Below are 23,776 nucleotides of genomic sequence, written 5' to 3'. Positions count from 1 at the left end.
TTATTTCTTATCGTATAATTTGTTGTATAAATCTTGATATTTTGCCAAGACATTTTTACGTTTCAATTTTAATGTTGGTGTTAATAATCCATCATCAATTGTCCATTCTTCTGGAGTTAATTCAAATTTCTTGATCTGTTCCCAATGTCCTAAACCTTTATTCATTTTTTCAATCTCACGACTTATAACATTTAGAATCGAAGGTTCTTTTATCAAATCAGAATTAGAAGATGGCTCTGCAATTCCTTTGATTTTTAAATAATCTTTCAACACTTGAAAATTTGGTTGAATGATCGCACAAGGCATTTTCTCTCCTTCTCCCACAACCATTACTTGCTCAATAAAACGAGATTGTTTAAATTTATTTTCGATGATTTGTGGTGCGATATATTTTCCACCTGAAGTCTTAAACATCTCTTTCTTGCGATCAGTAATTTTTAACAAACCTCTTTCTAAAACACCTATATCTCCCGTTTTAAAATATCCATCTGGCGTAAAAGCTTCAGCTGTTTTTTCAGGATCCTTGTAATATCCTTGTGTAACATTTGGTCCTTTTACTAAAATTTCACCATCTTCAGCAATTTTAACATCAATTCCTTTTAATGGAGCTCCAACAGTTCCAATTCCAAAACCTTCTTTTTTCATACAATTCACTGAAATTACAGGAGAGGTTTCTGTCAAACCATAACCTTCTAAAATAGGAATTCCTGCTCCCCAGAAAATATGATTTAGTCGAGCAGCTAGAGGAGCTGATCCTGAAACCATACAAACAAGATTACCTCCCACTCCTTCTTTCCATTTGCTAAACACTAAACTTTTTGCTATTGAATGTTTTAAACCAAATAATCCACCTTTTGGATTATAGGGGTCGTAATCTTCAACAAGACTTAAAGCCCACATAAAAATCTTAGTTTTAAGACCACCTGCAGAAGCTCCTGTATTATATATTTTATCGTAAACTTTTTCAACTAAACGTGGAACTACAGTCATAACATGAGGTTTTACTTCTTTCATATTATCACCTAATTTTTCTATACTTTCCGCATACCAAATCCCTATATTAAGGTGTTGATATAGATAAATCAACATACGTTCGAAAACATGATTAATAGGAAGAAAACTTAATGCAATTGCGTTATTTGGAAAGTCAGGAATACGATCTACAGACATCAAGACATCAGAAACAATATTTTCATGAGTTAATACAACACCTTTTGGACGACCAGTTGTTCCTGATGTATAAATTAAGGTTGCTATATCAGAGGGTTTTATAATTTCTTTAATGCTATCTACCTCATGTTGAGTTGAATTATCTGATCCCAAATCTAATATTTCTTTATAATTAGGAACGCCAGAAATTTCATCAAAACTATAAATTCCAACTAATGTAGGAATCTTATCTTTTACAGCTGCGACTGTATCATATAAGCCTCTATCAGAAACAATAATAAACTTACACTCTGCATTATTTAATATATAATCGAAATCATCCTCGGAGAGTGTAGGATATAACGGTACAGAAATCGCGCCAACTTGCTGAATACCGATGTCACAAATGTTCCATTCGGTACGATTAGTTGAAGTGACGATTGCTATTTTATCTTGTGGTTTTATTCCTAATTGTAATAATCCTCGACTAAATGCATTTGCTTTGCCAACATATTCTTGGGTAGATGTTTTTATCCAAGATCCGTTTACTTTAGACACTAATGCATCTTCTCGAGGATTATTTTCTAATTGATTTTGTGGAAAATCAAATAATCTTTTTATTTCCATGGTTTTGAATAATTTTCTTAGTTGCAAAATACTAATAAAAAAATTATAATGCAAGCATATAAAATTATTTTAGTGTAAATCCTACACTAGTAAAAACATGGAAATTTATTTATTCAAGACTTACTCTTCTTCATCTAATAAAGACATTTCTTGATCATAAAAATCTAAAGCGTCTTCGATTAAATTAGCCATTTCAGTATTAAACTCTTCATTATCTTCTTCTTCAGAAATATCTTCAAACCACTCGATATCATCTGTTTCTACATCCAATAAAAAACGAGGATACTCTGTATGTAAAATAAAGATTTTGTCTGGCATTGTTGAATTATCTGCCAATAAAAATTTTGGTAATTCCATTTTAAATGTTTTTTAATTTATCTTCTAAAATTATATCAGAATTAGGGTTTTCCCTAATCATTTTTTTTGTTTGACGATTATATCTAATCATTAAAAATACTGCAGAGGCTGTTAGCCCTATCCCTAATCCTATCCACATTCCAAATGCACGCATTTCAAAAACAATTGCTAATACAACACCAATAGGAATTGCAATTAACCAATATGAAACAAATGTTAGAATTGATGGTATTTTAACATCTGTCATTCCTCTTAAAGCCCCTAATAAGACTAATTGTACTCCATCTGACATTTGAAAAAGTGAAGCTATAATCAACAGTGAAGCAGCTAAATTTATCACATCAGGATTATCTAAATAAATTGTTGGTAGCTGATAGCGGAAAACAATAAACAAAATTCCACACAAAATCATGAATGATAAAACCATCAAAATACAAGACCAACCTGCTTCTCTTAAAGTTTTATAATCTTTTAAACCTAATTGATTTCCTATTCGGACTGTTGCTGCAACTCCAATACCAGTACACATCATAAAAGTTGTTGAAGCAAGATTTATCGCTATTTGATGTGCTGCTAAATTTACTTTTGCTAATTCTTGATCTGCAATAGAATTTGTAAATGTATAACCGCAAACAAATGCTGCCAGAGAAAATGCACTCATTTCGAAGAAAGAAGTTAACGCAGTAGGAATTCCAATTCCAGCAATTTTTTTAAATATAATTTTCTGAAAATTGCTTGCCTTAAACTGTACTTCTTGTAAAACCGATTTTGTTTTTTTGAAATTAAATAATACAATAATTAAGAAAATCATCATAACTGAACGAGCAACAAATGTTCCCCAAGCCGCACCAGCTACTTCTAAACGAGGAAATCCCCAGTTACCATAAATCCAACCATAATTTAACGTAATATTAACTACATTACTTAAAATTGTTGCAATAGTTACAGGAATCGTTAATGACAAACCTTCTGATAATTGACGAAACGTTTGAAAAATCATCAATGGAATCATTGAGAATGTCATAATTGTCAAGTATGGGATACACTTTTCTACCACATCAGCTGGTTGTCCCATATAGAACATCAGCGGCTTTAGGAATGTTATTAATAAAAATAAACCAATTGATAAAGTAACATTCAAGACTAAACTATGTGAAAAATAATTTGCTGCCATTTTCTTATTTCCTCTTGAATCTTCGGCTGCAATTAATGGAGATAAAGCAAAACTAAAACCAAAAGCAAATACTAAAACTGCAAAAAATAATGAATTTCCTAAAGAGGCTGCTGCCAAAGCAGTTTTACCTAAAACTTCATCTTCAATATTATCATATTTACCTCCAAGTCCACCTACCATAATGTTATCTATAATGTTAACAGAAATCTGTCCCATTTGAGTTATCATTACAGGAAATGCTAATTTTATATTACGTCTTAAGTGTTCTTTTAAATCCAATGTTAAAAAGTTTAGAGTTGCAAAGATACATCAAAGGTTTTGCTTCTACATTTAGAAATTATAAAGGAATTTTAATTTTTACAAAAATATTTTATAACTATATTGCATCTTGTACCACATTAAAAAATTTTAGTATGACCCTACAAGAATTTAAAAATAGTTTAGATCTTCCTTTAATTACTTCACCTATGTTTCTTGTTTCTAGAACTGAATTAGTTGTAGAAGCGTGTAAAAATGGAGTATGTGGAACTTTCCCTTCTCTAAATGGAAGAACTGCAGAAGATTTTGAGCAAATGTTAATTGATATTACATCTCAATTAAAACAATTTGAAGAAGAAACTGGAAAAAAAGCAGCCCCTTTCGGAGTTAATTTGATTGTAAATAAAACAAATCCTCGTCTTGAAGGAGATTTAGCTTTATGTGCAAAATATAAAGTTCCTCTTATTATTACTTCTCTTGGTGCTGTAAAACAAGTTGTAGATGCTGTTCATAGTTATGGCGGATTAGTTTTTCATGATATTATCAAGAAACGCCATGCAGAAAAAGCTGCTGAAGCTGGTGTAGATGGAATTATAGCTGTTGCATCTGGAGCTGGTGGACATGCAGGTACTGCAAATCCTTTTGCTTTGATAGATGATATCCGTACTTTTTACAATGGATGTTTAATTTTAGCTGGTGCAATGAATAATGGAAACGACATCTTAGCTTCAGAAAACATGGGAGCTGATTTCGCTTATATGGGAACCCGTTTTATTGCAACAAAGGAAGCTTCAGCAGATCAGGATTACAAAACAATGTTAGTTGATTCTACTTTTGAAGATGTTATTTATACAGATGGAATTTCTGGTGTTAATGCTAATTTCCTAAAGCCAAGTATTATTCATTCTGGAATAGATTTAGATGAAAAAAAAGAAGAAGATTTTTCCAAACTAATAGGAGGTGACGGACATAAAGCATGGAAAGATATTTGGTCTGCAGGACATGGAGTTTCTGGTATTCATGATATTATTTCGACCGAAGAATTAATAAATCGGATAAAAAGAGAATATAAGACTGCATTAGAACAAAACGTGCAGAAATTAAACAATTTGAAATTTTAGATTAAAAAAATGAAAACTACTCAAGAGCTTATTGAATTGATTTCATTAAAAAAATTGGAAGAAAATCTATTCGAAGGGAAGAGTTCTTTTATGGGAAGTTCAAACGTTTTTGGAGGACAAGTAGTAAGTCAGGCCTTACATGCTGCTTATCAAACAGTTCCTTCAGATAGGTTTTGCCATTCTCTTCACTCCTATTTCATTTTACCTGGTAATTTGGAAAAACTTATTTATTTTGAAGTAGCAAACCTTCGGGATGGAGGAAGTTTTAGTACACGAGTTGTTACTGCAAAACAAGATAATGTTCCTATTTTTGTAATGACTTGCTCTTTTCAATTGAAACAAGAAGGCTATGAACATCAAGATGAAATGCCTATTGTAACACCTCCTGAAGAATTAATGAGTTGGAATGATGTTGCAGAACAATTTGGTTCTATTTTACCAAAGTCTATCATGCGTTTCGTTTTAGCAGAACGCCCTTTAGACTTTAAGCCTGTAGAATTTGTTAATCCATTTGATAAAAAAGATTATCCTAATAGCAGTAATGTTTGGTTAACATTTAATGATGTTCCTGAAAATTTACCTTTACCTATTATTCATCAATTAATCGCATATAGTTCTGATTATAATTTATTATCAACGGCTATAAAACCTCATGCTTCGAAAGCGCACTTTGGAAATACACAAATGGCAAGTCTAGATCATTCTATTTGGTTTCATAGAAAACCTAATCTGCATGATTGGATTTTAGTAAACGTACAATCTCCTAGTGCCAATGATACAAGAGGTTATACTCGTGGGAGTTTATTTAATCGTTCCGGAGAAATGATTTGCAGTGTAGCACAAGAAGGTTTAATCAGACCGATAATAAAATAACTGATTATTATCTTTAATTAAAAAAAACATAAAAAATCTCAGTATATAACTGAGATTTTTTTATAAATAAACTTTAATCTTTTCTTGATAAATCCACCAAGTAACGTAAACCAGCACCAAATCCTAAACCTTGATTACCATAACTTCCTATCGATGAATTCATTTTAGAAATACCTGCATCTCCATGAAAATCAACAAAAGCTAATAATTTATTTGGAATTAATACTCTTTCAACACCAATTTGATACAAGAAATTAACTTCATTAGATTTTGGTTCTAATTCTGTATATAATTTATCAAAAGCTTCTGTTTGCAAATGATCTCCTTTATAATACTTTTTTGTATCCATAGAATTTGTTCCCAATCCTATATTTAATGTCAAAATCCATTTAGGAGAAACTTCTCTTGCAATTCCAAACATTAATCCAAATCCATTTGTATCTATTTCAAATCGTTCATCTGAAAATCGTTCACTTTTTGATCCTCTTTGCTGATTTTGATAAAAAGCAGTTAATCTATAATTCATTTCATTTCCAGGCTTTCTAAAGTTATAAACAGCCTGAAAACCATATTCGGTCTTCCATAATGCATTACCAATAACAGCTCTTTTAGTTTCAGCTTTTCTATCAACAATATTATTAAATCGATAACCTATTGTTGGTCCAAATTCTATTTGTTGAGCTTTCGCAGTCATCAATGTTACTAAACCAATACAAGTAAGTAAAATTTTCTTCATATAGTTATTGTATTTTTTTAAAAGCTCAAAAATAATACAATATTATAATCTTTGAATAAGTTTTTTATTTCAATTCTACATATCTTATTTGTTTAATTAAGATTGAAATAAGAATAACAGTTAAGATAGTCATTGATCCTCCAAAAATAATTCCTGGAACTAAACCTAAAAACGTAGCTGCTATTCCACTTTCCAATGCACCCAATTCATTAGAAGAACTTACAAAAATTGAATTTACTGATGAAACACGTCCTTTTAAATTTTCTGGAGTTTTTATTTGCAAAATACTTTGTCTAATTACCATTGATATTGCATCAAAAGCTCCTCCTAACATAAGAATTGCAAAACATAAATATAAATTCCGACTAAATCCAAACGAAATAATACAAACACCAAACATTGCAACTGCTCCTAATAATTTTGGACCAACATTTCCTTTTAATAAGCTTGGAATCATAGACAAGAAAAACATCATAATCAAGGATCCAATTCCATGAGCTGATCGTAATAATCCAAAAGCTTCGGAACCTTGATTCAATACTTTTTCTACAAAAGCTGGTAACAAGGACTCTGCCCCACCAAAGAAAACTGCAAACATATCTAAACTCAAAACTGCTAAAATAATTGGTGTTCCCCAAATAAATCTCAAGCCTTCTTTTATACGCGTCATTGGTGATTCTACCGATTCTGATTCTGATATTTCTGCTGGCTTTTTTGAAATCATCAAAATCATTACCATCGAAATACACATAATAATAAAAGCAGTTATTAAAGCAGCCTCTATTCCAAATTTTGCTAAAATTACTCCTCCTGCTAAAGGTCCTAAAACAGAACCTATCATAAATGCAGAAGAAGAAATTGGGATTGCTTTTGTATAATTTTCTTTACGAACAACTAAGGCTAAAAGAGCAAATAAAGCAGGTCCACTAAATGCTCTCGTTAATCCTAATATAAAAAATGCAAAATAACAAACTCCTAAATAAATAGGAATTCCTATTGCTTCTCTAACTGAAGGAAAATTGACAATCATTAAAACAAAAGAAGCTGTCATAAAACAACCTACACTTCGAACTAAAATCATTCGTTTATCTAATTTATCAACTAACTGTCCTGCGTAAAAAGCAGTTAAAAGAATAGGAAAAAATTCTGCTAAACCTATTAGTCCTAGAAAAATCTCTTTTTGTGTGACTTTAAAAATTTCGTAAGCAACTGAAGTACTTTGAATAAATAAAGCAAAGATTAACGAAAACCTTAAAAAAATGAATGGAATAAATTCTTTATTTTTCCAGACCGATGGAATTTGTTCTTCCGTTTCCATTGTTTATAAATAATTTTTGAAGTTCTAAATGTACATTGATTTTTATCAAACCAACTTGATTTTAGTCAATAAATTTGAATGAAATCAAAAAAAATAAACATTATTATTAGAATATTTTTAAGATAATATTCTATATGAATTTCTTTCTTAATCTCCTTAAAAACTCTTCTTTATTTTTTAATATGTTAACATGATAAATATTATGCTCTAATGTGATAGAAATAATTTGCAGAATTTGATATTTTATTTAATTTAGACTAAATAAAAATAATATAAAATATGAAAAAATTTACTTTTTTATTAGCACTATTACCATTTGCATTAAATGCTCAAAATTTCAAAGAAATAGAAACTATTATGGCAGACTATTATTATTCTTCTAGCGATGTTGCAGATTTCGATGGAGATGGTTTTTTAGATATTGTTTATAATGGAGCAATCGATTCTAATAAAGATGGAAGTGTTGATTTTACTCATAACGAAATTTACAAAAATGTAAACGGAACTTATTCTGTATATGGAGATTTAGGAATAAACTCTACACATCTAGGAGATATAAAATTTATTGATTTTGACAATGATGGTTTATTAGATATCATATCTACTGGTTTAAGTTACAATGATATTGTCAATTATCAACAATATAAGTTTAAAAATACAGGAAACGGTTTCGAATTGATTGATAATACTCCTGGAAAGATTTATGGCTCTTTAGAAGTTTTTGATTTCAATAATGACGGAAAACAAGATTTTGCTTTGAACGGAACACAATATGTAAAAGGGAAAGGATTTACTTTCGAACTAGATTTTTATAAAAACAATGGAAATGGTTTTGACATAAAAAATGCTTGGTTACCTGGAACTCAAAATGGAAATTTCAAAGTATTAGATTTAAATAATGATCATCTTCTTGATGTTGTGGTTTTTGGATTTAATGCTGATATGACACCTACTTTTAAAGTATATCTAAACAACAATGGACAATTAGAGTTTTCTCAGGACTTACCTGCAATGAGTGACGGGAAAATGGCTTATGCAGATTTTAATGCAGACGGTTTTTTAGATTTGGTTGCTTCTGGAGTCGATGAAAACTTTAATGAGTATCTAACTATTTTATGGAACGATGGAAAAGGGAATTTTACGACTGAAATTATCGAAAATGAAGGTCTTTCTGGATCTAGTGTTCAAACTGGAGATTTAAATAATGACGGTTATTATGATTTTATAGTAATTGGAAATGATGCAGATTTTAACGGATGGGTAAAAATTTTTCTTTATAATCCTTCAACTCATTCTTTTACAAAAGCAGAAGATACTGGTTTATTTAACCTTGGAAGCCAAGGTAATATCGTTCTTTTTGATTATGATAATGACAATCACCTCGATGTATTAATGTCTGGTTTTGATTGGAGTCACGAAGATATGCCTTCTCTAACAAAACTGTTTAAAAACACTACGAAAGAAGAAAATAAAAAACCTCTTGCACCTACAAAACTTAATGTAGAAAAAAAAGAAAACAGATTTAATTTTTCTTGGAATGAAGCAAGTGACGATAAAACTCCAACCAAAGCATTACGATATGAAATTAAGGTAGGAACAAAATCTGGTGCTCAAGATATAGCTAAATATATTGTAACAACTCCTTCTTGGTTCTTAGAATTAGATGATGCTCCTGAAACTGTTTATTGGAGCGTGAAATCTATTGATGCTTCTAATACTTACTCTGAAGCTTCTAAAGAAGAGAATCTTTCTATTACAAATTATACTATTACCAACGATTTACAACTTTATCCAAATCCTGCGACTAACAAAGTTTTTGTAAAAGCCGATAGCTTAAAGTCAATTGAATTATATGATCTGCAAGGAAGAAAAATAACTTTTCAATTGAACTCAGACAATTCTATTGATATTTCATCTTTACCAAAAGGTGTATATATTGTTAAATTGAACATTAATGATAAATCAGTCACTAAAAAATTAATCAAAAAATAATTAATCACTAAAAACTAATCGATGTAAACAAAAGGTGAGCTGAAAATGCTCACCTTTTTCTTATAAAAAAATCTTCAAGCATTTCTACCTGAAGATTTTTGAAAGTTTATAGTTAATTTTACATTATAATTTAAGCTATTTCTAATTCTTTTTGTTTTTCTAATTGAACACGATACTCATAAATATCTTCAATTGTTAAAACTGTCATATTATGTTTTTCTGCAAAGTCTATAATTTGAGGAACTTTAGCCATTGATCCATCAGGATTTGTCAACTCACATAAAACAGCTTCGTCTCCCAAACCTGCTAATTTCACAATATCAATACTTCCTTCTGTATGTCCTCTACGTTCCATTACTCCTTTGGGACGACCAATTAAAGGAAAAATATGTCCAGGACGATTTAAATCCGAAGGTTTTGCAAAAGGATTAATTGCTGCTTGAATAGTTTTTACACGATCTCCTGCTGAAACGCCTGTTGTTACACCTTCTTTTGCTTCAATAGTTACAGTAAAAGCTGTATGAAAACGTGAATTATTATTCTCTACCATCGGATTTAACTCTAATTGATTTGCTTTTTCTTGTGTAAGACATAAACAAACAATTCCACTACATTCGCGAATTAATAAAGCCATATCAGGAGCTGTAATTGTGGAAGCAGGAAAAATGATGTCACCCTCATTTTCTCGGTTTTCATCATCGATTAATAAAATTCCTTTTCCATTTTGAAGTTCTTGAATTGCATTTGCAATTCTTTCATTGACATTATAGCCAAATTGTGTGATTGTTTTCATTTGATTTTTATTTTTATCATGAAACATCACTTCAGGGCGAAACATAACAATACTATCTAAAATCTATTTCTTCTGGATTATATCAATAAAATATAATACCAAAATAAATCTTGGAATGCACATTATATTCAATTTTCTTCTCTCATCCAGACTCTAACTGTCGGTTTTGGATTTTCACCAAATCAGTCCTATAACAAATGTTAAAGGAGTCGCGGACTGTACCGCCGGTAAGGAATTTCACCTTGCCCCGAAGAAAATTTCGTTTAATTAATACTAATTTGTTTTTAAATAAATTACTATAAACTTTCGATGACGAAGATACAAAACCAAAATGAGTTATTTATAATGAATAAAGATAAAAAACAAATAATTATTTACTTTTAAGCCTTATTATTTTCTATATTTGATAAAAATAAACAACTTTTCTATGAAAAAATTTTTATTCTCTGGAGCATTATTAGCTTCTACAATTTCATTTGCTCAAATTACATTAGAAAAAACTTTTTCTAAAGATGAAAAAGTACACGTAATTTCAAATAATAAAGATATTTCTTACGTATCAGCAACTAAGGATAATAAACTTGTATTATATAACTCTGATTATTCAATAATAAAGATTATAAATGTAGATATTCCAAGTGGTTATACATTACATTTTTATTATGATTCACATGAAAGCTGGTTTACAGTTTCTAAACACATTTTTAATACAGATAATAATTATGAATTTGTAATAGAAATTAGAAATAATGGTATTAATAAAACTTTAATTATAGATGAAAATGGTAAAGTATTAAAAGATTTTTCTCCTAATGAAACAGATTCAAATTATGAACTAACAGTATTTCATGATGAAAAATCAAATAAAAATAAATTAATTATTGATGTTACGACAAACAATTTTACCGATACTTATCAACAAGTTTATGTTTTACCAACTTCGTCTTTATCAATTGAAGAAGTAAAAGAAAATTCTAAATTACAAGCTTTTCCTAATCCTGCACAATCAACTTTAAATATTGTTAATCCTAAAAACGGTGCAAACAATGTAGAAATTTATGACATTACAGGACGATTGATTCTTAAAAAAGATTTTAATTCTAATGAAAGTAATATTTCTGTAGATGTTCAAGATTTATCTAATGGAAACTACATCTACAAAATAGGTAATTCTTCGGCAAAATTTATAAAAAAATAAATCTTAAAAAAGCACCTTATTTAAAGGTGCTTTTTTTACAAATATTTCTCAACAATCGGTTTTATTTGATTTGCGATAAATTGATACCCTTTCTCGTTTGGATGAATACCATCTTTTGAAAGAAATTCTTCTTTAGTTAAATTAAAACTTGAGAAAATATCAATAAATTCTATTTGATTTTGATAGGCTAATTCTTTTAATTTTTGATTATATAATTCAATTTTTTCTGTACTACGATATTTACGTTCTGGAATTTTTATTCCATCAACCGTTTTAGAAATTGGTAAAATACTTATCACATAAATGTTAGCTGTAAATTCTTTTGCTTGAGAAATTACTTCAAAAAGATTTGATTCAAAATTAGCAAGAGAGACTAATTCTACATCATTTTTTTCGGCCAAATCATTTGCGCCATAAAAAAAGAAAATTAGATTTTCATCAGGAGAAATGCGCGCTTTTGTCTCAACTTCAAATCGGTTCATTAAACCTTCTGTTGTCTCACCTCCTATTCCGAGATTAAAACAATTGACTTCATTTGCATTGTTATTATAAAATTCTGCATGGCAATAACGTTTTAAAATTTCTACATAACCTCCAAATATTCCGTTATATTCACCGTAAGTAATACTATCTCCAAAAAATAAACAGTTTGTCATTTTATTATTTTATCCAATTTAATTTTTCCATTTGATTGATAATAAGTTGAAATAACTTGAGATTAAGTGTCATATCATTATAATTCATAGAACTATAGTTTGCAGCTAAATCATGTTCTCCTTCAAAATATGGTCTTTCCCAGATTCCAAAATAATCAGAAATAAATATATTCACTTTTTTCATTTGTTTTAAATGAAAAATAATTTCATCCGTAAATAATTTTTGAAATTCTTGATTATTATTTGAAGAAAAAATAAACTTCTCATTCAAATCAGCATCAATTATATCTAACTTTTTTCGTCGCTTGATTATATTAACCAATGAATCTAAAAATTCCTTTATAATTATCACTAAATAATTTTAATTCTCCTTCTATTTGAGCATTTTCCATAACTAAAACAACACTTTATCCTCTTTTCTCAATTCTTCTAAATAAGCAGCTTTTTCGTCGCGATAAAATAAATTCATTGTTTCGAATGGAATTAATTTCAAATCTTTGTTGACGATATGTACGCAAGATTTTTTAACAGCACGAACATCAAAATCATGTGCATCCATAAAATTCATAATGATTATTCGGAACAAATTATCGTAATCTAAATCCAATTCAGGCGCACAAACTTCTGGTAAACAACAAAGTAATTGATTCACTTTTGGTTGTACTTTATCAACCGAAATTCCTGTACTAAAAATATCTAATAATTGTACTTTCAATTGTTCATCTTGTTCGTATACAATTGTATTTTTCGATTCGTTATTCAACAAATCCGCAGGATTAATATAACGTGTAAGCGGAATTACCTCATCATTCAATTTCAGCATATACCCCATCGCCAAAGCATCTGGATTACACGGAACTGGAATAATATCATCTGAATTAAAAAGTGGATATTGATCAATAATTTCTTGACGAACTTCTGTTAATGTAATTTTTTCGTGAGCCGAATCATCTCTATTTCTCCCCGCGATTTCGACAGGTTGAAACGTTACGCCACGCACACATTTTTGTTTAAGCGCAAAATCAATAATCTTCCCGATTTCATCAATATTTTTATCTTTTTGCAACACAACAACTAAAGTTGTAGAAAGATTTAATTCATTCAATTTTTCTAAAGCTTTCATTCGAACATCTGTCAAATCTTTTCCTCGAAAATCTTCTAAAACTTCTTTTTTGAATGAATCAAATTGTAAATAAACTTCAAATTCAGGCGCATAAGTCGCTAATTTTTCAGCAAAACCAGGATCATTTGCAATTCTAATCCCGTTTGTATTCAACATCAAATGTTTAATTGGTTTTGATTTTGCAATTTCCATAATCTCAAAAAATTGTGGATGAATTGTTGGTTCACCACCACTAATTTGCACTACATCTGGCTCGCCTTCATTTTTTACAATTGTATCGAACATCGCTTCAATCTGCTCCAAACTACGATGAGAACCATAATGTGGCGACGACATAGCATAACAAGTGGGACATGTTAAATTGCATCGATCCGTCACTTCAACAATTGATAAACACGAATGTTGCTCATGATCAACACACAAACCACAATCGTATGGACAACCGTATTCGACATCCGTCCCAAAATGCAAAGGCATTTCCGAAGCTTTGTTATAATTTCTGATGTTTTTGTAATAATCGACATCTGTTGCAATTTTTGCTTTGAAGAAACCATGATCTGGACAACGTTTTGTCATAAAAACATTTTCGTCTTCAATGATAATTTTTGCACCAACTCGTTTCAAACATTCTGGACAAAGACTTATTGTATAATCGTAATAAGTGTAATTTCTAACTGGCATAGTATGAATTTTGAGTGATTAAAATCCTCCAAAAATGAGATAGATTAAAGCTATAAATAATAAAAACAATCCTATAAATGATCCAAAAAATAATGTAACTAATCGTTGTATATTAATTTTCTTTTGAATTGATTGATAAATTAAACTAATAAGAGAAATAAAACCTGCACCAATAAATGATACAAGTAATAAAAACAGAACAATATCCTCTGTATGAATAAATTGTTGAGAGAAAATAACTGCTAACATTGGCTAAAATTTACAATGAACCACAAACCATTCCCGAAATAACAAGTGTTATTAAAGCACACATTCCGAAAACCATTAAATAATATTTTGTTTCTTTTTTATGTCCAGAAAGTGAGTTGATAATAAGCGAAATTAATGTACCAACAGCACCACCAATCATTGCAATTCCTAACAAAATTGCAATGATAATATAAATAAAATCTCGACCAAGACCTCCTTCAGCAAAAATAACTGAATATATCATATTAGTTTCCAATTAAAATTAATCCACAAATTGAACCCGAGGCAAGTAAAATCCCTATTCCCCAAACCATTAATTTTAAGGATATTTCTACATTTTCCATCTCGTTTTTATTCTTTGTAAATAAATACAAAATAAAACCTGCTACAGAAAGTATAGAACCAATAAGAAGTAAAATAAAAACAATTGTAAATAAAGATTCCATTATTTAAATCTAGGTTTAGTTTGTAATAACTTAAAGATATAATAAATTATGACACAAACACATGTTAATTGTATAGAACTTAAATCTAAAAATATTGGATGAATTGGTTTAATAAAATCTAAACAAAAACGAAACAAAAGATAGGTAAACATAAATACTTGAAAGAGATATCCAGAAGGATAAATATATTTTTTCTGAATAATTTCCAAAACTATCCAAAGAAAAATAAGGTAAACAATTTCGTACAGAGCAACGGGATGACGCAATAATCCATCGCCCAAATCCATTCCAAAAATAGATGTTGTTTCTATACCATACGTTTGTTCATAAACACCTGTTAAAAAGCAACCGATTCTTCCAATTATCATTGCCAACATTAACGGAAAAACAATCAAATCTCCTGTACTTTCTTTATGGCCAATAATTTTTTTAGTGATTTCTACACCAATCAAACCAAAGGTTAATCCACCCACAATTGTATTACTTGTCCAAAAATAAAGAAACTGATTTTTTGCATCCAAAAGAGCTTGCGGGTTTTCTAATGTTCCAATAATTTTAGAACCCAAAAGTGCACCTATTAATGCTCCAATAATAATACTAAACGATTGGATTGTTGTTAAACTTGATTTGTTACGTTTTCGTAGAAATGCGTAATAACGCATCGCAATAAAAATTCCGACCGATTCGAGAATAGGATGAATTAAGACTGAATGTCCAAAAATTTCGATGGAAACAGGAAAATCTATTGTCACAGATTAATTAGGTTTTGAGTAAATGTAATTGATTTTAAGAAATATTGCCGTAGATTTTATTCAAAAATTCTCCAATTTATACAAATAAAAATAGTTCTTTAATTTATGTATATTGCTTGCAAATTAACTTAACCTTTTAATATGAAATACAAAATATTAGTTTTTACTCTTATTCTATCTAGTTTTTCCTTCAGTCAAAAGCAAGAAAATATATTCTTGCAATGGAAAATAGCAAAAAATGATACATTAAAGTATCAAACAACAATGCATGTTATAAAAGCAGAAAATAAAATTATTGAGAAAAAAGATTCTTCTTCTATTTTTCATGAACTTGGTAAATTTCAAGATGCACTTTTTCAAATAAATTCAAATATTAAATATCAAACGAATCTTCATTTAAACAAAAAAATGAAAATCTAATCGATATTGAAATGTTTATGTTAAATAATGAGTCGAACCAATATTTAGAAAAATTAATGAATGAGGCTAATCTTGAAAATCAAAAAAAAGATAAAAAGAAACAAAAAAAGGTTAAAACTGAAAATAATGATATCGAAAATCTAAATTTTGATAACGTTTTCAAAAACTTAATTGACTCAAACAATAATGTCGTTTTAAGAGGTCGTATTTCCAAAACAGGTGAAATAATTAGTACATATTATAAAAATTCTCAAAAAAATTTAATTTCAATATTGTTTAGTTTACCAAATAAAGAAGTTGAAATTGGAGAAAAATGGAAATTAAACCTAAATTTAATCGAGATGGATCAAAATTTTGTTGCTGATAGCACAAGTAATCAAAATACAGTTTATATCGAAAAGATTATTCATCAAAATAACGATCAAATCGCTGTTATTAAATACGATATAAACGAATATGTGTTAGGTGATTTTAATACTCCAATGGCTGAAATGTTTGGAATGAAAAATAATGAGAAAATTTACATGAAAACATCTTTCATTGCAACGGGATATTTTTCATTACTTAAAGGCAAATGGACAAACTATGAAGGTGAAATGGAAATTGATTCCAATTTTTCGATGCTTGGAGGAAAATCTAAAACAGAGTTCAAACTTATAGAATAAAAAAAGCGATGTTAAACATCGCTTTTAGTTTATATTTTGAAAATTTTCTTATCTAAATTTAGAAAAATCTCTTGGACGTTTTTCTAAGAATGCATTACGGCCTTCTACAGCTTCCTCTGTTCCGTATGCAAAACGTGTTGTTTCTCCAGCAAAAATTTGTTGTCCAACTAAACCATCGTCCACTAAATTGAAAGCAAATTTCAACATTTTAATTGCCGTTGGCGATTTTGTTAAAATCTCTTGTGCCCAATCAAAAGCAACTTGTTCTAACTCGTCATGCGGAACAACTAAATTTACCATTCCCATATCGTAAGCCTCTTGAGCAGAATAATTCAATCCTAAGAAAAAGATTTCACGAGCACGTTTTTGACCAACCTGTTTAGCCAAATAAGCCGAACCGTAACCACCATCAAAAGAAGCTACATCAGCATCCGTTTGTTTGAAAATTGCGTGTTCTTTAGAAGCCAATGTCATATCACAAACCACGTGCAAAGAATGTCCACCTCCTACTGCCCAACCGTTTACCACAGCTACAACAACTTTAGTCGAAAAACGAATCAAACGCTGAACTTCTAAAATATTCAAACGTCCAACACCATCTTGTCCTTCATAACCTTTTGCACCACGAACTCGTTGATCACCTCCTGAACAGAAAGCCCAACCACCATCTTTTGCAGATGGTCCTTCACCTGTCAATAAAATTACACCAACTTCACGATCTTCTTCTGCTAATTGAAAAGCATCTAATAATTCGAAAACAGTTTTCGGACGAAATGCATTACGAACTTCAGGACGATTAAACGCTATACGCATTACACCATCACATTTCTTGAACGTGATATCTTCGTAATCCTTTACCGTTTGCCAATTGATTGTTGCCATTATATATTTTGTTTTTTGATTAAAAATTTAACTTTTCGAAATTAAGGCTTTTCTATTAATTAAGAATAAAGTTAATAAAACTATAGGTTATTTTTTAATTTGATTTCACCAACAACTCTCCTATTGTTTTTGATTTCAGTTCTGTTTCTCGCCATTCATTTTCTGGAATAGAATCAGGCATTATACCTCCTCCAACATATAAATTAACTTTATTCGAAAAGATTTTCGCACATCGAAGATTAACGAAATACTCTGATTCTGTTTTATTTTGATAGCCCATAAAACCTGCATAAAAAACACGATCATATCCTTCATTTTTTAGAATAAAATCTTTTGATAAATCTTTTGGCATTCCTCCTACAGCAGGCGTTGGATGCAACGCTTTCAACAAATCATACAGTTGCGATTTATCTTTTAATTGAGCTGAAATAAATGATTTCAAATGTTCAAAAAAACCAGCATTTACAGAAAATGGTCCATCAACATCAATATAAGATGTATAAGGTTCTAAAGTTGACGAAATATAATCGGTTACCACTTGTTGTTCGTGATATTCTTTCTCTGTCCATTCATCTTCTTTTGCTTTTGTTCCAGCCAAAGAAACAGTTTGTATAAAATGGTTATTTTCTTTCAGTAAAAGCTCTGGCGAAGCACCAATCCAACAGCCTTCTTCTGCATCAAATCGCAAATACACATAGGCATTTGGATAATGTTGATGTAAATTTTTGAAAGTTTCAACTAAATTAATATTCGTTTCTGGAAGTGAATTGATTCGACTAATTACAATTTTTTTCGTTGGAGATTCACTTTGTAATTCTTGAACTGTTTTTTGAATTAAATCAATATAATTCTCATACGAAATCGCTTCATTTTGATCAGATTTTGGTAATGAAAGTTCGAAATTTGGTAATTCATCAATCGAAATTTCTACAACCTCATCATCATTAAATTCAATCAATTTTGTATTATCAAAACTATTACAAATAAACTTATTATCCGATTCAAAACCTTTATTTTCCCACAACTCCACTTGTATAGAATTTGGTTTTCTAAAAAGTAGAAACGGTTTTTGATTCTGAATTAATCTTTCAAGTTTATCTTGAAATTTTTTAAACATGTTTTTTAGAAATAATAGCGTTTGTTAAATGTGTATAACAGATTAACTTATCGTTTTCATCTTTAATTTCAATCTTAATCAAATGCGAAGTGCGACCTTGTTTTACAACTGTTGCATGTCCAAAAATTATTCCTTCCTTCTTTGGACGAAGATGATTTGCGTCAACATGTTGACCAACCGCCACAAAATCATCCGAATTTAGAATAATATTAGACAAAGTACTTCCTAAGGTTTCTGCCAAAACGATAGAAGCGCCGCCATGCAACAAACCAAAAGGCTGATGAACTTTGGAAGTAACAGGCATTTTTCCTGATAAAAAATCTTCTCCAACTGCCGTAAATTCTATATCTAAAGTTTCAAGTAATGTATTTTTCGACATATCGTTAAACTTCTGTAAAATATCTTGTTCATTCATGATTTAATGTATTTTTGGGTTATAAAGTGCTGGATGTTTTGCCGTAACATCTTTGTAAAAATCTTGAATTTCATCCATTACATCTTCTAAATCTCTGTTTTCTGTATTCACAATTTTTGAAATTCCAGCTCGTTTTTTCTTGAAATCACAATAAGCCAAAACAATCGGAACATCTGCTTTTTGTGCTATATAGAAAAATCCATTTTTCCATTTTTCTGCACGAGAACGTGTCCCTTCTGGTGTATTGATTAAGTATAATTTATCTGATTTTTTTAAAATATCTGAAGCAAAATCGACCATATTATGTCGTTGAGAACGATCAATTCCGATTCCGCCCATTTTCTTGATAAAATATCCATACCAAGGCTTTGTCCAAGCATCTTTAATAAACATTTTCATTGGAATTCCCATTTGCCAAAAAGCCAAAATAGTGTAGTAAAAATCCCAATTGGAAGTGTGTGGAGCACAAACCAAAACGCATTTATCTACCTTCGATAAATCGAGATGATTATCTAATTTCCAACCTCCTAATGAGTACAAAAGTTTGCCTAAAAAATTTTTCATAAAATAATGCTTTATGCATTTGCAAACATACAAAACTCGAAACGGATATTAGACAATGTAGTCAAAAATAAAAAGAGACATTTCGAAATGAAATGTCTCTTTTTGAATATTATTAATTAAAATACTTCTTAAGTCTACGCAAAGAAATCAACGATTATTTGAATGATTTCTGTAGTTAATGTTAATAGAATCTGTATCATCTTTATAGTGTATTTCTTGGTTTGATTTATCTTTTTTAGATTTCGAGTTATCAATGTAACCTACTCCTGCAGATTTACCATTACTTTCAACTCTTAATCCATTCTTATCGATTATGACTTTCGCTGAATCGTTTCCGTCGTTTACATTTATGTTTAGATCCTCTGAATCAAGATTGATATCCTCCTCAGAATCTGAATCTTTTTGACAATTCAAACATACGAATTTTTTTCCATTATATCCAATAAATTTATTCTTCAAATCATATAAATAATCACGATCATTATCATTATTAATAATTGTCATTCGATCAGTGTTATTCGTGTGAATTAATTTGTTCTTAGGAACATACAATTTGATATCAACCGTTTGATTTCTAAATTTACCATCTTTAGGAATTTTAATAAACTCATCTAAATAAAGTTTATTTCCATTTAATTCATAATTATATCTAATTGCTTCTAAATTGCGTTTTGCTTCTTCTTTGCTTCCTCCTTTAGAAGAATAAGTTACTTGAATATGAAGTTTATCGTCTGTACTTTCTTCAATCTCAAAAATATCATCAATTGGAATAATTAAGTTTCCATCAGCATCTATTAATTGGTCTAAATCGTTAAAAGTTTTAAACTTTAAGTTTCCTTCATTATTTTCTCTAAAATAGACTTGTAGCGTATCAGAAGGAATAACATAACTTTTTTCTTGTGTCATTTCAACTGAGTTTCTAAACTTACTTGCTGTACTTACAGAAATTCCAATGATTGCAAATAAAGCAACAAACCAAAGAGCAATTGCTCCAAATATTACAGCTTTACTAACTTTTACTCTATTCCAGAAACATTTTACACCTAAAATTGTCAACAAAACACCTGGAATTACCATTAGTATTCCTCCAAATATTTTGGCTGCCATACTCATCCATTCTTCTTCTACAAGATAACCGAATAATTCCGTAGGCATTTCTGTCCAAGTTGTAAAGAAGAAAAAGAATCCTCCAATGATTAATCCAATTCCTGTACTTAGAATGATAAATCCAATGAACCAAAGTAAAACTCGACCAAAAACACCAAAAGCTCCACCTAATTTATTACTTAATTCTTTGCTTCCACTTACAACAGCTTCACTGGCTTGTTCTACGTTTTTTTTTAACGTATCAATATTCGCTGGTTGCCCGTACATCTGCAACTTTTCTGATGTTGTTTTTGCTTTTGGAACAAAAATTAACAAGATAAAATAACAGAACACTACTAAGAAAAACGATACACCAGCTGTGAAAATTCCTAGAATTCCCAGAACTAACCAAATAGAACGTACAAACCAAGGATCAACGCCCATATAATGCGCCAAACCAGCAGATAATCCTGTTACAATTGTATCGTCTGGATCGCGGTACAAACGTTTCGCACCAGTTTGTTGTCCTCCATACGATTGATTATTTGACGAATAATTGTATGATGAATTTGTAGACGTTTTTTCGTTCTCTTCATCTTCTTCAACTTTGTATTGATCTGGATGTCCCATTGTTGCAATTACAAAATTGATATCATCTTCGTTTACGACTTCTCTAAATTTTAATCGCTCACGAAATAATTCAGAAATACGGATTTCTACATCTTCAATAATATCTTCTACACCTTCCGTACCTCTCAAAGAAGTTTTTACATCTTGTAAATAGGTCTTTAATTTATTATAGGCGATTTCGTCTAACACGAAAGAAAATCCTCCTATACTTATTGATACTGTTTTATCCATTTTTGTACGTTTCTGTGGTTACTTTATTCACGGCTTCAATTAACTGTTCCCAAGTTTCAGCTAATTCTTTTAAAAAATTTTCACCTAACTCTGTAAGTGCATAATATTTGCGAGGTGGTCCTGACGTTGATTCTTCCCAGCGATACTGTAAAAGGTCATCATTTTTAAGTCTTGTCAAAAGCGGATATAATGTTCCTTCAACAACAATCATCTCTGCTTTTTTCAATTCGTCTATGATATCAGATGCATATGCATCTCCTTTTTTGATAATGCTGAGAATACAATATTCCAGTACACCTTTTCGCATCTGAACTTTTGTTTTCTCTATATTCATAAGAACGGCTTGTTTTATTTTGTTATACAAATATATATAAAAGTTTTAGTATTATGCAAAACAAAGTACTGAATTATTTTTAGTATTATAAATAAAAAACATAACAATCGGTCTATTTATTAAGGTTTGTTGAATTAATATTTTTTTATTTTTTTTTTAAGAAAATATTAAAATTGATATTTTTTTAATGAAAAAGAGTCTTATTTTCTTTGAAAATTATTAACTATCGTTTAAAAATCACCTTCAAAAATCACTCATTCTACTTGAATTAGTTTTATTACCTTTGTCAAAAATCGAGCTCACATAATGAAAAAAATTATAGGAAGTGCAATGCTTTTAGGTGCATTTTTAGCTTCAGAAAGTGCTTTAGCTTGGGGATTAACAGGTCACCGAGTGGTTTCTCAAATTGCAGAACAACACATTAGCAAGAAAACTCGTAAAGAAATCACAAAAATTATTGGTCCACAAAAGTTAGCGTATTGGGCAAACTGGCCAGATTTTATTAAGTCTGATGATTCTTGGAAACATGCTGATTCTTATCACTACGTTAACATTCCTGGAGATTTAACACGTCAACAATTTGATGCTGCTTTAGAGCAAACTTCAGATGAAAACATGTATAAAAAAGGATTGTTTTTAATGAATGAATTAAAAAACAATAAAAACCTTACAATCGAGCAAAAACAACACGATTTATATTTCTTGATTCACATTCTTGGCGATGCGCATCAACCACTTCACGTTGGTCGTCCAGATGATTTGGGAGGAAATCGTATCAAAGTTGAATGGTTCCGCGATAAAGTAAATATTCACACGGTTTGGGATTCTAAATTGGTAGATTACGAAAACTATTCGTACACAGAATACTCTAATTTATTGGATATTGCGTCAAAAGAGCGTCAAAAAGAAATGAAAGAAGGTACTTATGCTGATTGGATTTATGGTTCTTATATTCTTGCAAACAATATCTATGCAGGTGTAAAAATGGATGATAAATTAGGTTACCGCTATCATTTTGACAATAAATCTATCATCGAAGATCAATTATTAAAAGGCGGAATTCGATTAGCGAAAGTTTTGGACGAAGTTTTCAAATAAAAGAGAATTTTAGATCTTTCTAAAATAAATTCAAATCCTGAAAAGTCAATTTTTCAGGATTTTTTATGCTTTAAACTTAAATTTCGGACTTTTTGACACAATTTTCTTTATAACACAAGTCATTTTGTCTTGTAAATTCATTTTGCATATTATTTGAAAAGAAGTAAGTGTAAATAATAAAATCAAAAATTTAAACATACAAGACATGAATACAGTTAGAAAAAATAAAGCAAATTATTTTCCTTTTGGATTTGAAAATGCAATGCGTCCAAAATTTGAAACTTTTGTAAATTCTCAAACTCAATTTCCAGCAGTAAATATCAAAGAAAATGAAGATAGTTTCGAGATTTTATTAGCTGCTCCAGGTTTAAACAAAGAAGACTTCTCAATTGAAATTGATGAAAATATTTTGAAAATTTCATCAGAATTTAAACAAAATGAAGAAGTAAAAGAAGAAAAATTTTCAAGAAGAGAATTTAATTTTTCAAGCTTTAAAAGAGCATTTACATTACCAGAAACCATAAACGAAAATAAAATAGAAGCTTCTTATGTAAACGGAATTTTACAATTAGTTTTACCTAAGAAAGAAGAAGCTTTACCAAAAGAAAAACGTAGCATACAAATTTCATAGATATAGTTAATTTTAGTTGGTTAGTAAATCCTCAATTCTTCGGAGTTGAGGATTTTTACAAAATGAAAGATAGTTAAAAAACAATATTATATTTTCAAAAAAACATAATTACACAAAAGACATCTATAGATGTCTTTTTTTATTTCCCAAAATATTCTACTTTAGACTTAATTTGTAAAATTTATCACACGAAATTAGTT

Annotated in this window: 27 protein-coding genes and 1 riboswitch; of the genes, 8 read left to right on the top strand and 19 right to left on the bottom strand. The window is 29.7% G+C overall.

Features of this window, described 5'->3' with window-relative positions; all coding sequences use genetic code 11:
• From E4J94_RS06450 to E4J94_RS06440, 3 genes are all read right to left on the bottom strand, one after another.
• The gene (locus E4J94_RS06450) at positions 1-1,776 is read right to left on the bottom strand and encodes an AMP-dependent synthetase/ligase (RefSeq protein WP_135835036.1); all 1,776 of its coding nucleotides are present in this window, start codon (positions 1,774-1,776) and stop codon (positions 1-3) included.
• 120 nt (positions 1,777-1,896) lie between these two features.
• Positions 1,897-2,133 (bottom strand): hypothetical protein, encoded by a 237-nt coding sequence (locus E4J94_RS06445; RefSeq protein ID WP_019973524.1) that lies wholly within the window; start codon positions 2,131-2,133, stop codon positions 1,897-1,899.
• A gap of 1 nt (position 2,134) precedes the next feature.
• Positions 2,135-3,586, bottom strand: a complete 1,452-nt coding sequence (locus tag E4J94_RS06440; protein WP_135835035.1) for an MATE family efflux transporter — start codon at positions 3,584-3,586, stop codon at positions 2,135-2,137.
• Between the two features lie 134 nt (positions 3,587-3,720).
• Here E4J94_RS06440 and E4J94_RS06435 point away from each other — a divergent pair, with 134 nt between their 5' ends.
• Together E4J94_RS06435 and E4J94_RS06430 are read left to right on the top strand one after the other, a co-directional pair.
• On the top strand, positions 3,721-4,686 hold the full coding sequence (locus E4J94_RS06435) for an NAD(P)H-dependent flavin oxidoreductase (RefSeq protein ID WP_135835225.1): 966 nt from the start codon (positions 3,721-3,723) through the stop codon (positions 4,684-4,686).
• A gap of 9 nt (positions 4,687-4,695) precedes the next feature.
• The gene (locus E4J94_RS06430) at positions 4,696-5,559 is read left to right on the top strand and encodes an acyl-CoA thioesterase (RefSeq protein WP_135835034.1); all 864 of its coding nucleotides are present in this window, start codon (positions 4,696-4,698) and stop codon (positions 5,557-5,559) included.
• Between the two features lie 73 nt (positions 5,560-5,632).
• Here E4J94_RS06430 and E4J94_RS06425 read toward each other — a convergent pair whose 3' ends face one another.
• Positions 5,633-6,295 carry a DUF3575 domain-containing protein gene (locus E4J94_RS06425; protein WP_135835033.1) on the bottom strand — a complete coding sequence of 221 codons (663 nt, stop codon included), beginning with the start codon at positions 6,293-6,295 and terminating at the stop codon, positions 5,633-5,635.
• Between the two features lie 64 nt (positions 6,296-6,359).
• A complete protein-coding gene (locus tag E4J94_RS06420) occupies positions 6,360-7,613 on the bottom strand; it encodes an MFS transporter (protein WP_135835032.1) in 1,254 nt (417 codons plus the stop codon).
• 279 nt (positions 7,614-7,892) lie between these two features.
• On the opposite strand from E4J94_RS06420, the gene E4J94_RS06415 reads away from it, so the two are divergent.
• A complete protein-coding gene (locus E4J94_RS06415; RefSeq protein ID WP_135835031.1) occupies positions 7,893-9,605 on the top strand; it encodes a T9SS type A sorting domain-containing protein in 1,713 nt (570 codons plus the stop codon).
• A 130-nt stretch (positions 9,606-9,735) separates the two neighbouring features.
• Here E4J94_RS06415 and ribB read toward each other — a convergent pair whose 3' ends face one another.
• Positions 9,736-10,398, bottom strand: coding sequence for a 3,4-dihydroxy-2-butanone-4-phosphate synthase (gene ribB / locus E4J94_RS06410; protein WP_135835030.1), 663 nt, complete (start codon positions 10,396-10,398; stop codon positions 9,736-9,738).
• 130 nt (positions 10,399-10,528) lie between these two features.
• A riboswitch (FMN riboswitch) is annotated at positions 10,529-10,657 on the bottom strand.
• 168 nt (positions 10,658-10,825) lie between these two features.
• On the opposite strand from ribB, the gene E4J94_RS06405 reads away from it, so the two are divergent.
• Complete coding sequence (locus E4J94_RS06405) at positions 10,826-11,596, top strand: T9SS type A sorting domain-containing protein (protein ID WP_135835029.1); 771 nt, start codon at positions 10,826-10,828, stop codon at positions 11,594-11,596.
• 35 nt (positions 11,597-11,631) lie between these two features.
• Here the strand turns inward: E4J94_RS06405 and E4J94_RS06400 are convergent, their stop codons facing one another.
• The 7 genes from E4J94_RS06400 to E4J94_RS06370 are packed head-to-tail and all read right to left on the bottom strand — an operon-like array spanning position 11,632 to position 15,503.
• A complete protein-coding gene (locus tag E4J94_RS06400) occupies positions 11,632-12,252 on the bottom strand; it encodes an SGNH/GDSL hydrolase family protein (RefSeq protein ID WP_135835028.1) in 621 nt (206 codons plus the stop codon).
• A gap of 4 nt (positions 12,253-12,256) precedes the next feature.
• Complete coding sequence (locus E4J94_RS06395) at positions 12,257-12,604, bottom strand: hypothetical protein (RefSeq protein WP_135835027.1); 348 nt, start codon at positions 12,602-12,604, stop codon at positions 12,257-12,259.
• 42 nt (positions 12,605-12,646) lie between these two features.
• Positions 12,647-14,056 carry a radical SAM protein gene (locus E4J94_RS06390; protein ID WP_135835026.1) on the bottom strand — a complete coding sequence of 470 codons (1,410 nt, stop codon included), beginning with the start codon at positions 14,054-14,056 and terminating at the stop codon, positions 12,647-12,649.
• Positions 14,057-14,074: 18 nt separating this feature from the next.
• On the bottom strand, positions 14,075-14,305 hold the full coding sequence (locus E4J94_RS06385; RefSeq protein WP_135835025.1) for a hypothetical protein: 231 nt from the start codon (positions 14,303-14,305) through the stop codon (positions 14,075-14,077).
• Positions 14,306-14,315: 10 nt separating this feature from the next.
• Positions 14,316-14,549, bottom strand: coding sequence for a hypothetical protein (locus E4J94_RS06380; RefSeq protein ID WP_135835024.1), 234 nt, complete (start codon positions 14,547-14,549; stop codon positions 14,316-14,318).
• 1 nt (position 14,550) lies between these two features.
• Positions 14,551-14,751 (bottom strand): hypothetical protein, encoded by a 201-nt coding sequence (locus E4J94_RS06375; RefSeq protein WP_135835023.1) that lies wholly within the window; start codon positions 14,749-14,751, stop codon positions 14,551-14,553.
• Complete coding sequence (locus E4J94_RS06370; protein WP_135835022.1) at positions 14,751-15,503, bottom strand: prolipoprotein diacylglyceryl transferase; 753 nt, start codon at positions 15,501-15,503, stop codon at positions 14,751-14,753. The genes E4J94_RS06375 and E4J94_RS06370 overlap by 1 nt, the downstream gene beginning before the upstream one ends.
• Before the next feature lie 141 nt (positions 15,504-15,644).
• Between E4J94_RS06370 and E4J94_RS06365 the strand changes: the two genes are divergently transcribed.
• Entirely contained in the window at positions 15,645-15,923 is a 279-nt protein-coding gene (locus tag E4J94_RS06365) for a hypothetical protein (protein ID WP_135835021.1), read from the top strand.
• A gap of 17 nt (positions 15,924-15,940) precedes the next feature.
• The gene (locus E4J94_RS06360; RefSeq protein ID WP_135835020.1) at positions 15,941-16,588 is read left to right on the top strand and encodes a hypothetical protein; all 648 of its coding nucleotides are present in this window, start codon (positions 15,941-15,943) and stop codon (positions 16,586-16,588) included.
• 48 nt (positions 16,589-16,636) lie between these two features.
• On the opposite strand, the gene E4J94_RS06355 is transcribed toward E4J94_RS06360, so the two are convergent.
• From E4J94_RS06355 to E4J94_RS06330, 6 genes are all read right to left on the bottom strand, one after another.
• Positions 16,637-17,470 carry a 1,4-dihydroxy-2-naphthoyl-CoA synthase gene (locus tag E4J94_RS06355; RefSeq protein WP_135835019.1) on the bottom strand — a complete coding sequence of 278 codons (834 nt, stop codon included), beginning with the start codon at positions 17,468-17,470 and terminating at the stop codon, positions 16,637-16,639.
• Between the two features lie 94 nt (positions 17,471-17,564).
• On the bottom strand, positions 17,565-18,587 hold the full coding sequence (locus E4J94_RS06350) for an isochorismate synthase (RefSeq protein WP_135835018.1): 1,023 nt from the start codon (positions 18,585-18,587) through the stop codon (positions 17,565-17,567).
• The gene (locus E4J94_RS06345) at positions 18,580-19,002 is read right to left on the bottom strand and encodes a PaaI family thioesterase (protein WP_135835017.1); all 423 of its coding nucleotides are present in this window, start codon (positions 19,000-19,002) and stop codon (positions 18,580-18,582) included. Before E4J94_RS06345 ends, E4J94_RS06350 begins: the two co-directional genes overlap by 8 nt.
• Positions 19,003-19,005: 3 nt before the next feature.
• Complete coding sequence (locus E4J94_RS06340; RefSeq protein ID WP_135835016.1) at positions 19,006-19,566, bottom strand: 1-acyl-sn-glycerol-3-phosphate acyltransferase; 561 nt, start codon at positions 19,564-19,566, stop codon at positions 19,006-19,008.
• 147 nt (positions 19,567-19,713) lie between these two features.
• A complete protein-coding gene (locus E4J94_RS06335; protein WP_135835015.1) occupies positions 19,714-21,513 on the bottom strand; it encodes a PspC domain-containing protein in 1,800 nt (599 codons plus the stop codon).
• On the bottom strand, positions 21,506-21,847 hold the full coding sequence (locus E4J94_RS06330; RefSeq protein WP_135835014.1) for a PadR family transcriptional regulator: 342 nt from the start codon (positions 21,845-21,847) through the stop codon (positions 21,506-21,508). The genes E4J94_RS06335 and E4J94_RS06330 overlap by 8 nt, the downstream gene beginning before the upstream one ends.
• 306 nt (positions 21,848-22,153) lie before the next feature.
• Here E4J94_RS06330 and E4J94_RS06325 point away from each other — a divergent pair, with 306 nt between their 5' ends.
• Positions 22,154-22,945 (top strand): S1/P1 nuclease, encoded by a 792-nt coding sequence (locus E4J94_RS06325; protein ID WP_135835013.1) that lies wholly within the window; start codon positions 22,154-22,156, stop codon positions 22,943-22,945.
• A 205-nt stretch (positions 22,946-23,150) separates the two neighbouring features.
• Positions 23,151-23,576, top strand: a complete 426-nt coding sequence (locus E4J94_RS06320; RefSeq protein ID WP_135835012.1) for an Hsp20/alpha crystallin family protein — start codon at positions 23,151-23,153, stop codon at positions 23,574-23,576.
• Positions 23,577-23,776 lie beyond the last annotated feature (200 nt).

Source organism: Empedobacter tilapiae (assembly GCF_004785645.1).
Taxonomy (GTDB): domain Bacteria; phylum Bacteroidota; class Bacteroidia; order Flavobacteriales; family Weeksellaceae; genus Empedobacter; species Empedobacter tilapiae.
This window is presented reverse-complemented; position numbering and strand designations above follow the sequence as displayed.

What these genes read in the sequence shown, in the direction of transcription:
- E4J94_RS06320 (WP_135835012.1), top strand. Translation starts at nt 23,151, where the DNA reads ATGAATACAGTTAGAAAAAATAAAGCAAATTATTTTCCTTTTGGATTT.
- E4J94_RS06390 (WP_135835026.1), bottom strand. Translation starts at nt 14,056, where the DNA reads ATGCCAGTTAGAAATTACACTTATTACGATTATACAATAAGTCTTTGT.
- E4J94_RS06425 (WP_135835033.1), bottom strand. Translation starts at nt 6,295, where the DNA reads ATGAAGAAAATTTTACTTACTTGTATTGGTTTAGTAACATTGATGACT.
- E4J94_RS06345 (WP_135835017.1), bottom strand. Translation starts at nt 19,002, where the DNA reads ATGAATGAACAAGATATTTTACAGAAGTTTAACGATATGTCGAAAAAT.
- E4J94_RS06380 (WP_135835024.1), bottom strand. Translation starts at nt 14,549, where the DNA reads ATGATATATTCAGTTATTTTTGCTGAAGGAGGTCTTGGTCGAGATTTT.
- E4J94_RS06350 (WP_135835018.1), bottom strand. Translation starts at nt 18,587, where the DNA reads ATGTTTAAAAAATTTCAAGATAAACTTGAAAGATTAATTCAGAATCAA.
- E4J94_RS06450 (WP_135835036.1), bottom strand. Translation starts at nt 1,776, where the DNA reads ATGGAAATAAAAAGATTATTTGATTTTCCACAAAATCAATTAGAAAAT.
- E4J94_RS06430 (WP_135835034.1), top strand. Translation starts at nt 4,696, where the DNA reads ATGAAAACTACTCAAGAGCTTATTGAATTGATTTCATTAAAAAAATTG.
- E4J94_RS06355 (WP_135835019.1), bottom strand. Translation starts at nt 17,470, where the DNA reads ATGGCAACAATCAATTGGCAAACGGTAAAGGATTACGAAGATATCACG.
- E4J94_RS06420 (WP_135835032.1), bottom strand. Translation starts at nt 7,613, where the DNA reads ATGGAAACGGAAGAACAAATTCCATCGGTCTGGAAAAATAAAGAATTT.
- E4J94_RS06415 (WP_135835031.1), top strand. Translation starts at nt 7,893, where the DNA reads ATGAAAAAATTTACTTTTTTATTAGCACTATTACCATTTGCATTAAAT.
- E4J94_RS06405 (WP_135835029.1), top strand. Translation starts at nt 10,826, where the DNA reads ATGAAAAAATTTTTATTCTCTGGAGCATTATTAGCTTCTACAATTTCA.
- E4J94_RS06335 (WP_135835015.1), bottom strand. Translation starts at nt 21,513, where the DNA reads ATGGATAAAACAGTATCAATAAGTATAGGAGGATTTTCTTTCGTGTTA.
- E4J94_RS06435 (WP_135835225.1), top strand. Translation starts at nt 3,721, where the DNA reads ATGACCCTACAAGAATTTAAAAATAGTTTAGATCTTCCTTTAATTACT.
- E4J94_RS06445 (WP_019973524.1), bottom strand. Translation starts at nt 2,133, where the DNA reads ATGGAATTACCAAAATTTTTATTGGCAGATAATTCAACAATGCCAGAC.
- E4J94_RS06360 (WP_135835020.1), top strand. Translation starts at nt 15,941, where the DNA reads ATGTTAAATAATGAGTCGAACCAATATTTAGAAAAATTAATGAATGAG.
- E4J94_RS06330 (WP_135835014.1), bottom strand. Translation starts at nt 21,847, where the DNA reads ATGAATATAGAGAAAACAAAAGTTCAGATGCGAAAAGGTGTACTGGAA.
- E4J94_RS06365 (WP_135835021.1), top strand. Translation starts at nt 15,645, where the DNA reads ATGAAATACAAAATATTAGTTTTTACTCTTATTCTATCTAGTTTTTCC.
- E4J94_RS06385 (WP_135835025.1), bottom strand. Translation starts at nt 14,305, where the DNA reads ATGTTAGCAGTTATTTTCTCTCAACAATTTATTCATACAGAGGATATT.
- E4J94_RS06375 (WP_135835023.1), bottom strand. Translation starts at nt 14,751, where the DNA reads ATGGAATCTTTATTTACAATTGTTTTTATTTTACTTCTTATTGGTTCT.
- E4J94_RS06340 (WP_135835016.1), bottom strand. Translation starts at nt 19,566, where the DNA reads ATGAAAAATTTTTTAGGCAAACTTTTGTACTCATTAGGAGGTTGGAAA.
- ribB (WP_135835030.1), bottom strand. Translation starts at nt 10,398, where the DNA reads ATGAAAACAATCACACAATTTGGCTATAATGTCAATGAAAGAATTGCA.
- E4J94_RS06400 (WP_135835028.1), bottom strand. Translation starts at nt 12,252, where the DNA reads ATGACAAACTGTTTATTTTTTGGAGATAGTATTACTTACGGTGAATAT.
- E4J94_RS06325 (WP_135835013.1), top strand. Translation starts at nt 22,154, where the DNA reads ATGAAAAAAATTATAGGAAGTGCAATGCTTTTAGGTGCATTTTTAGCT.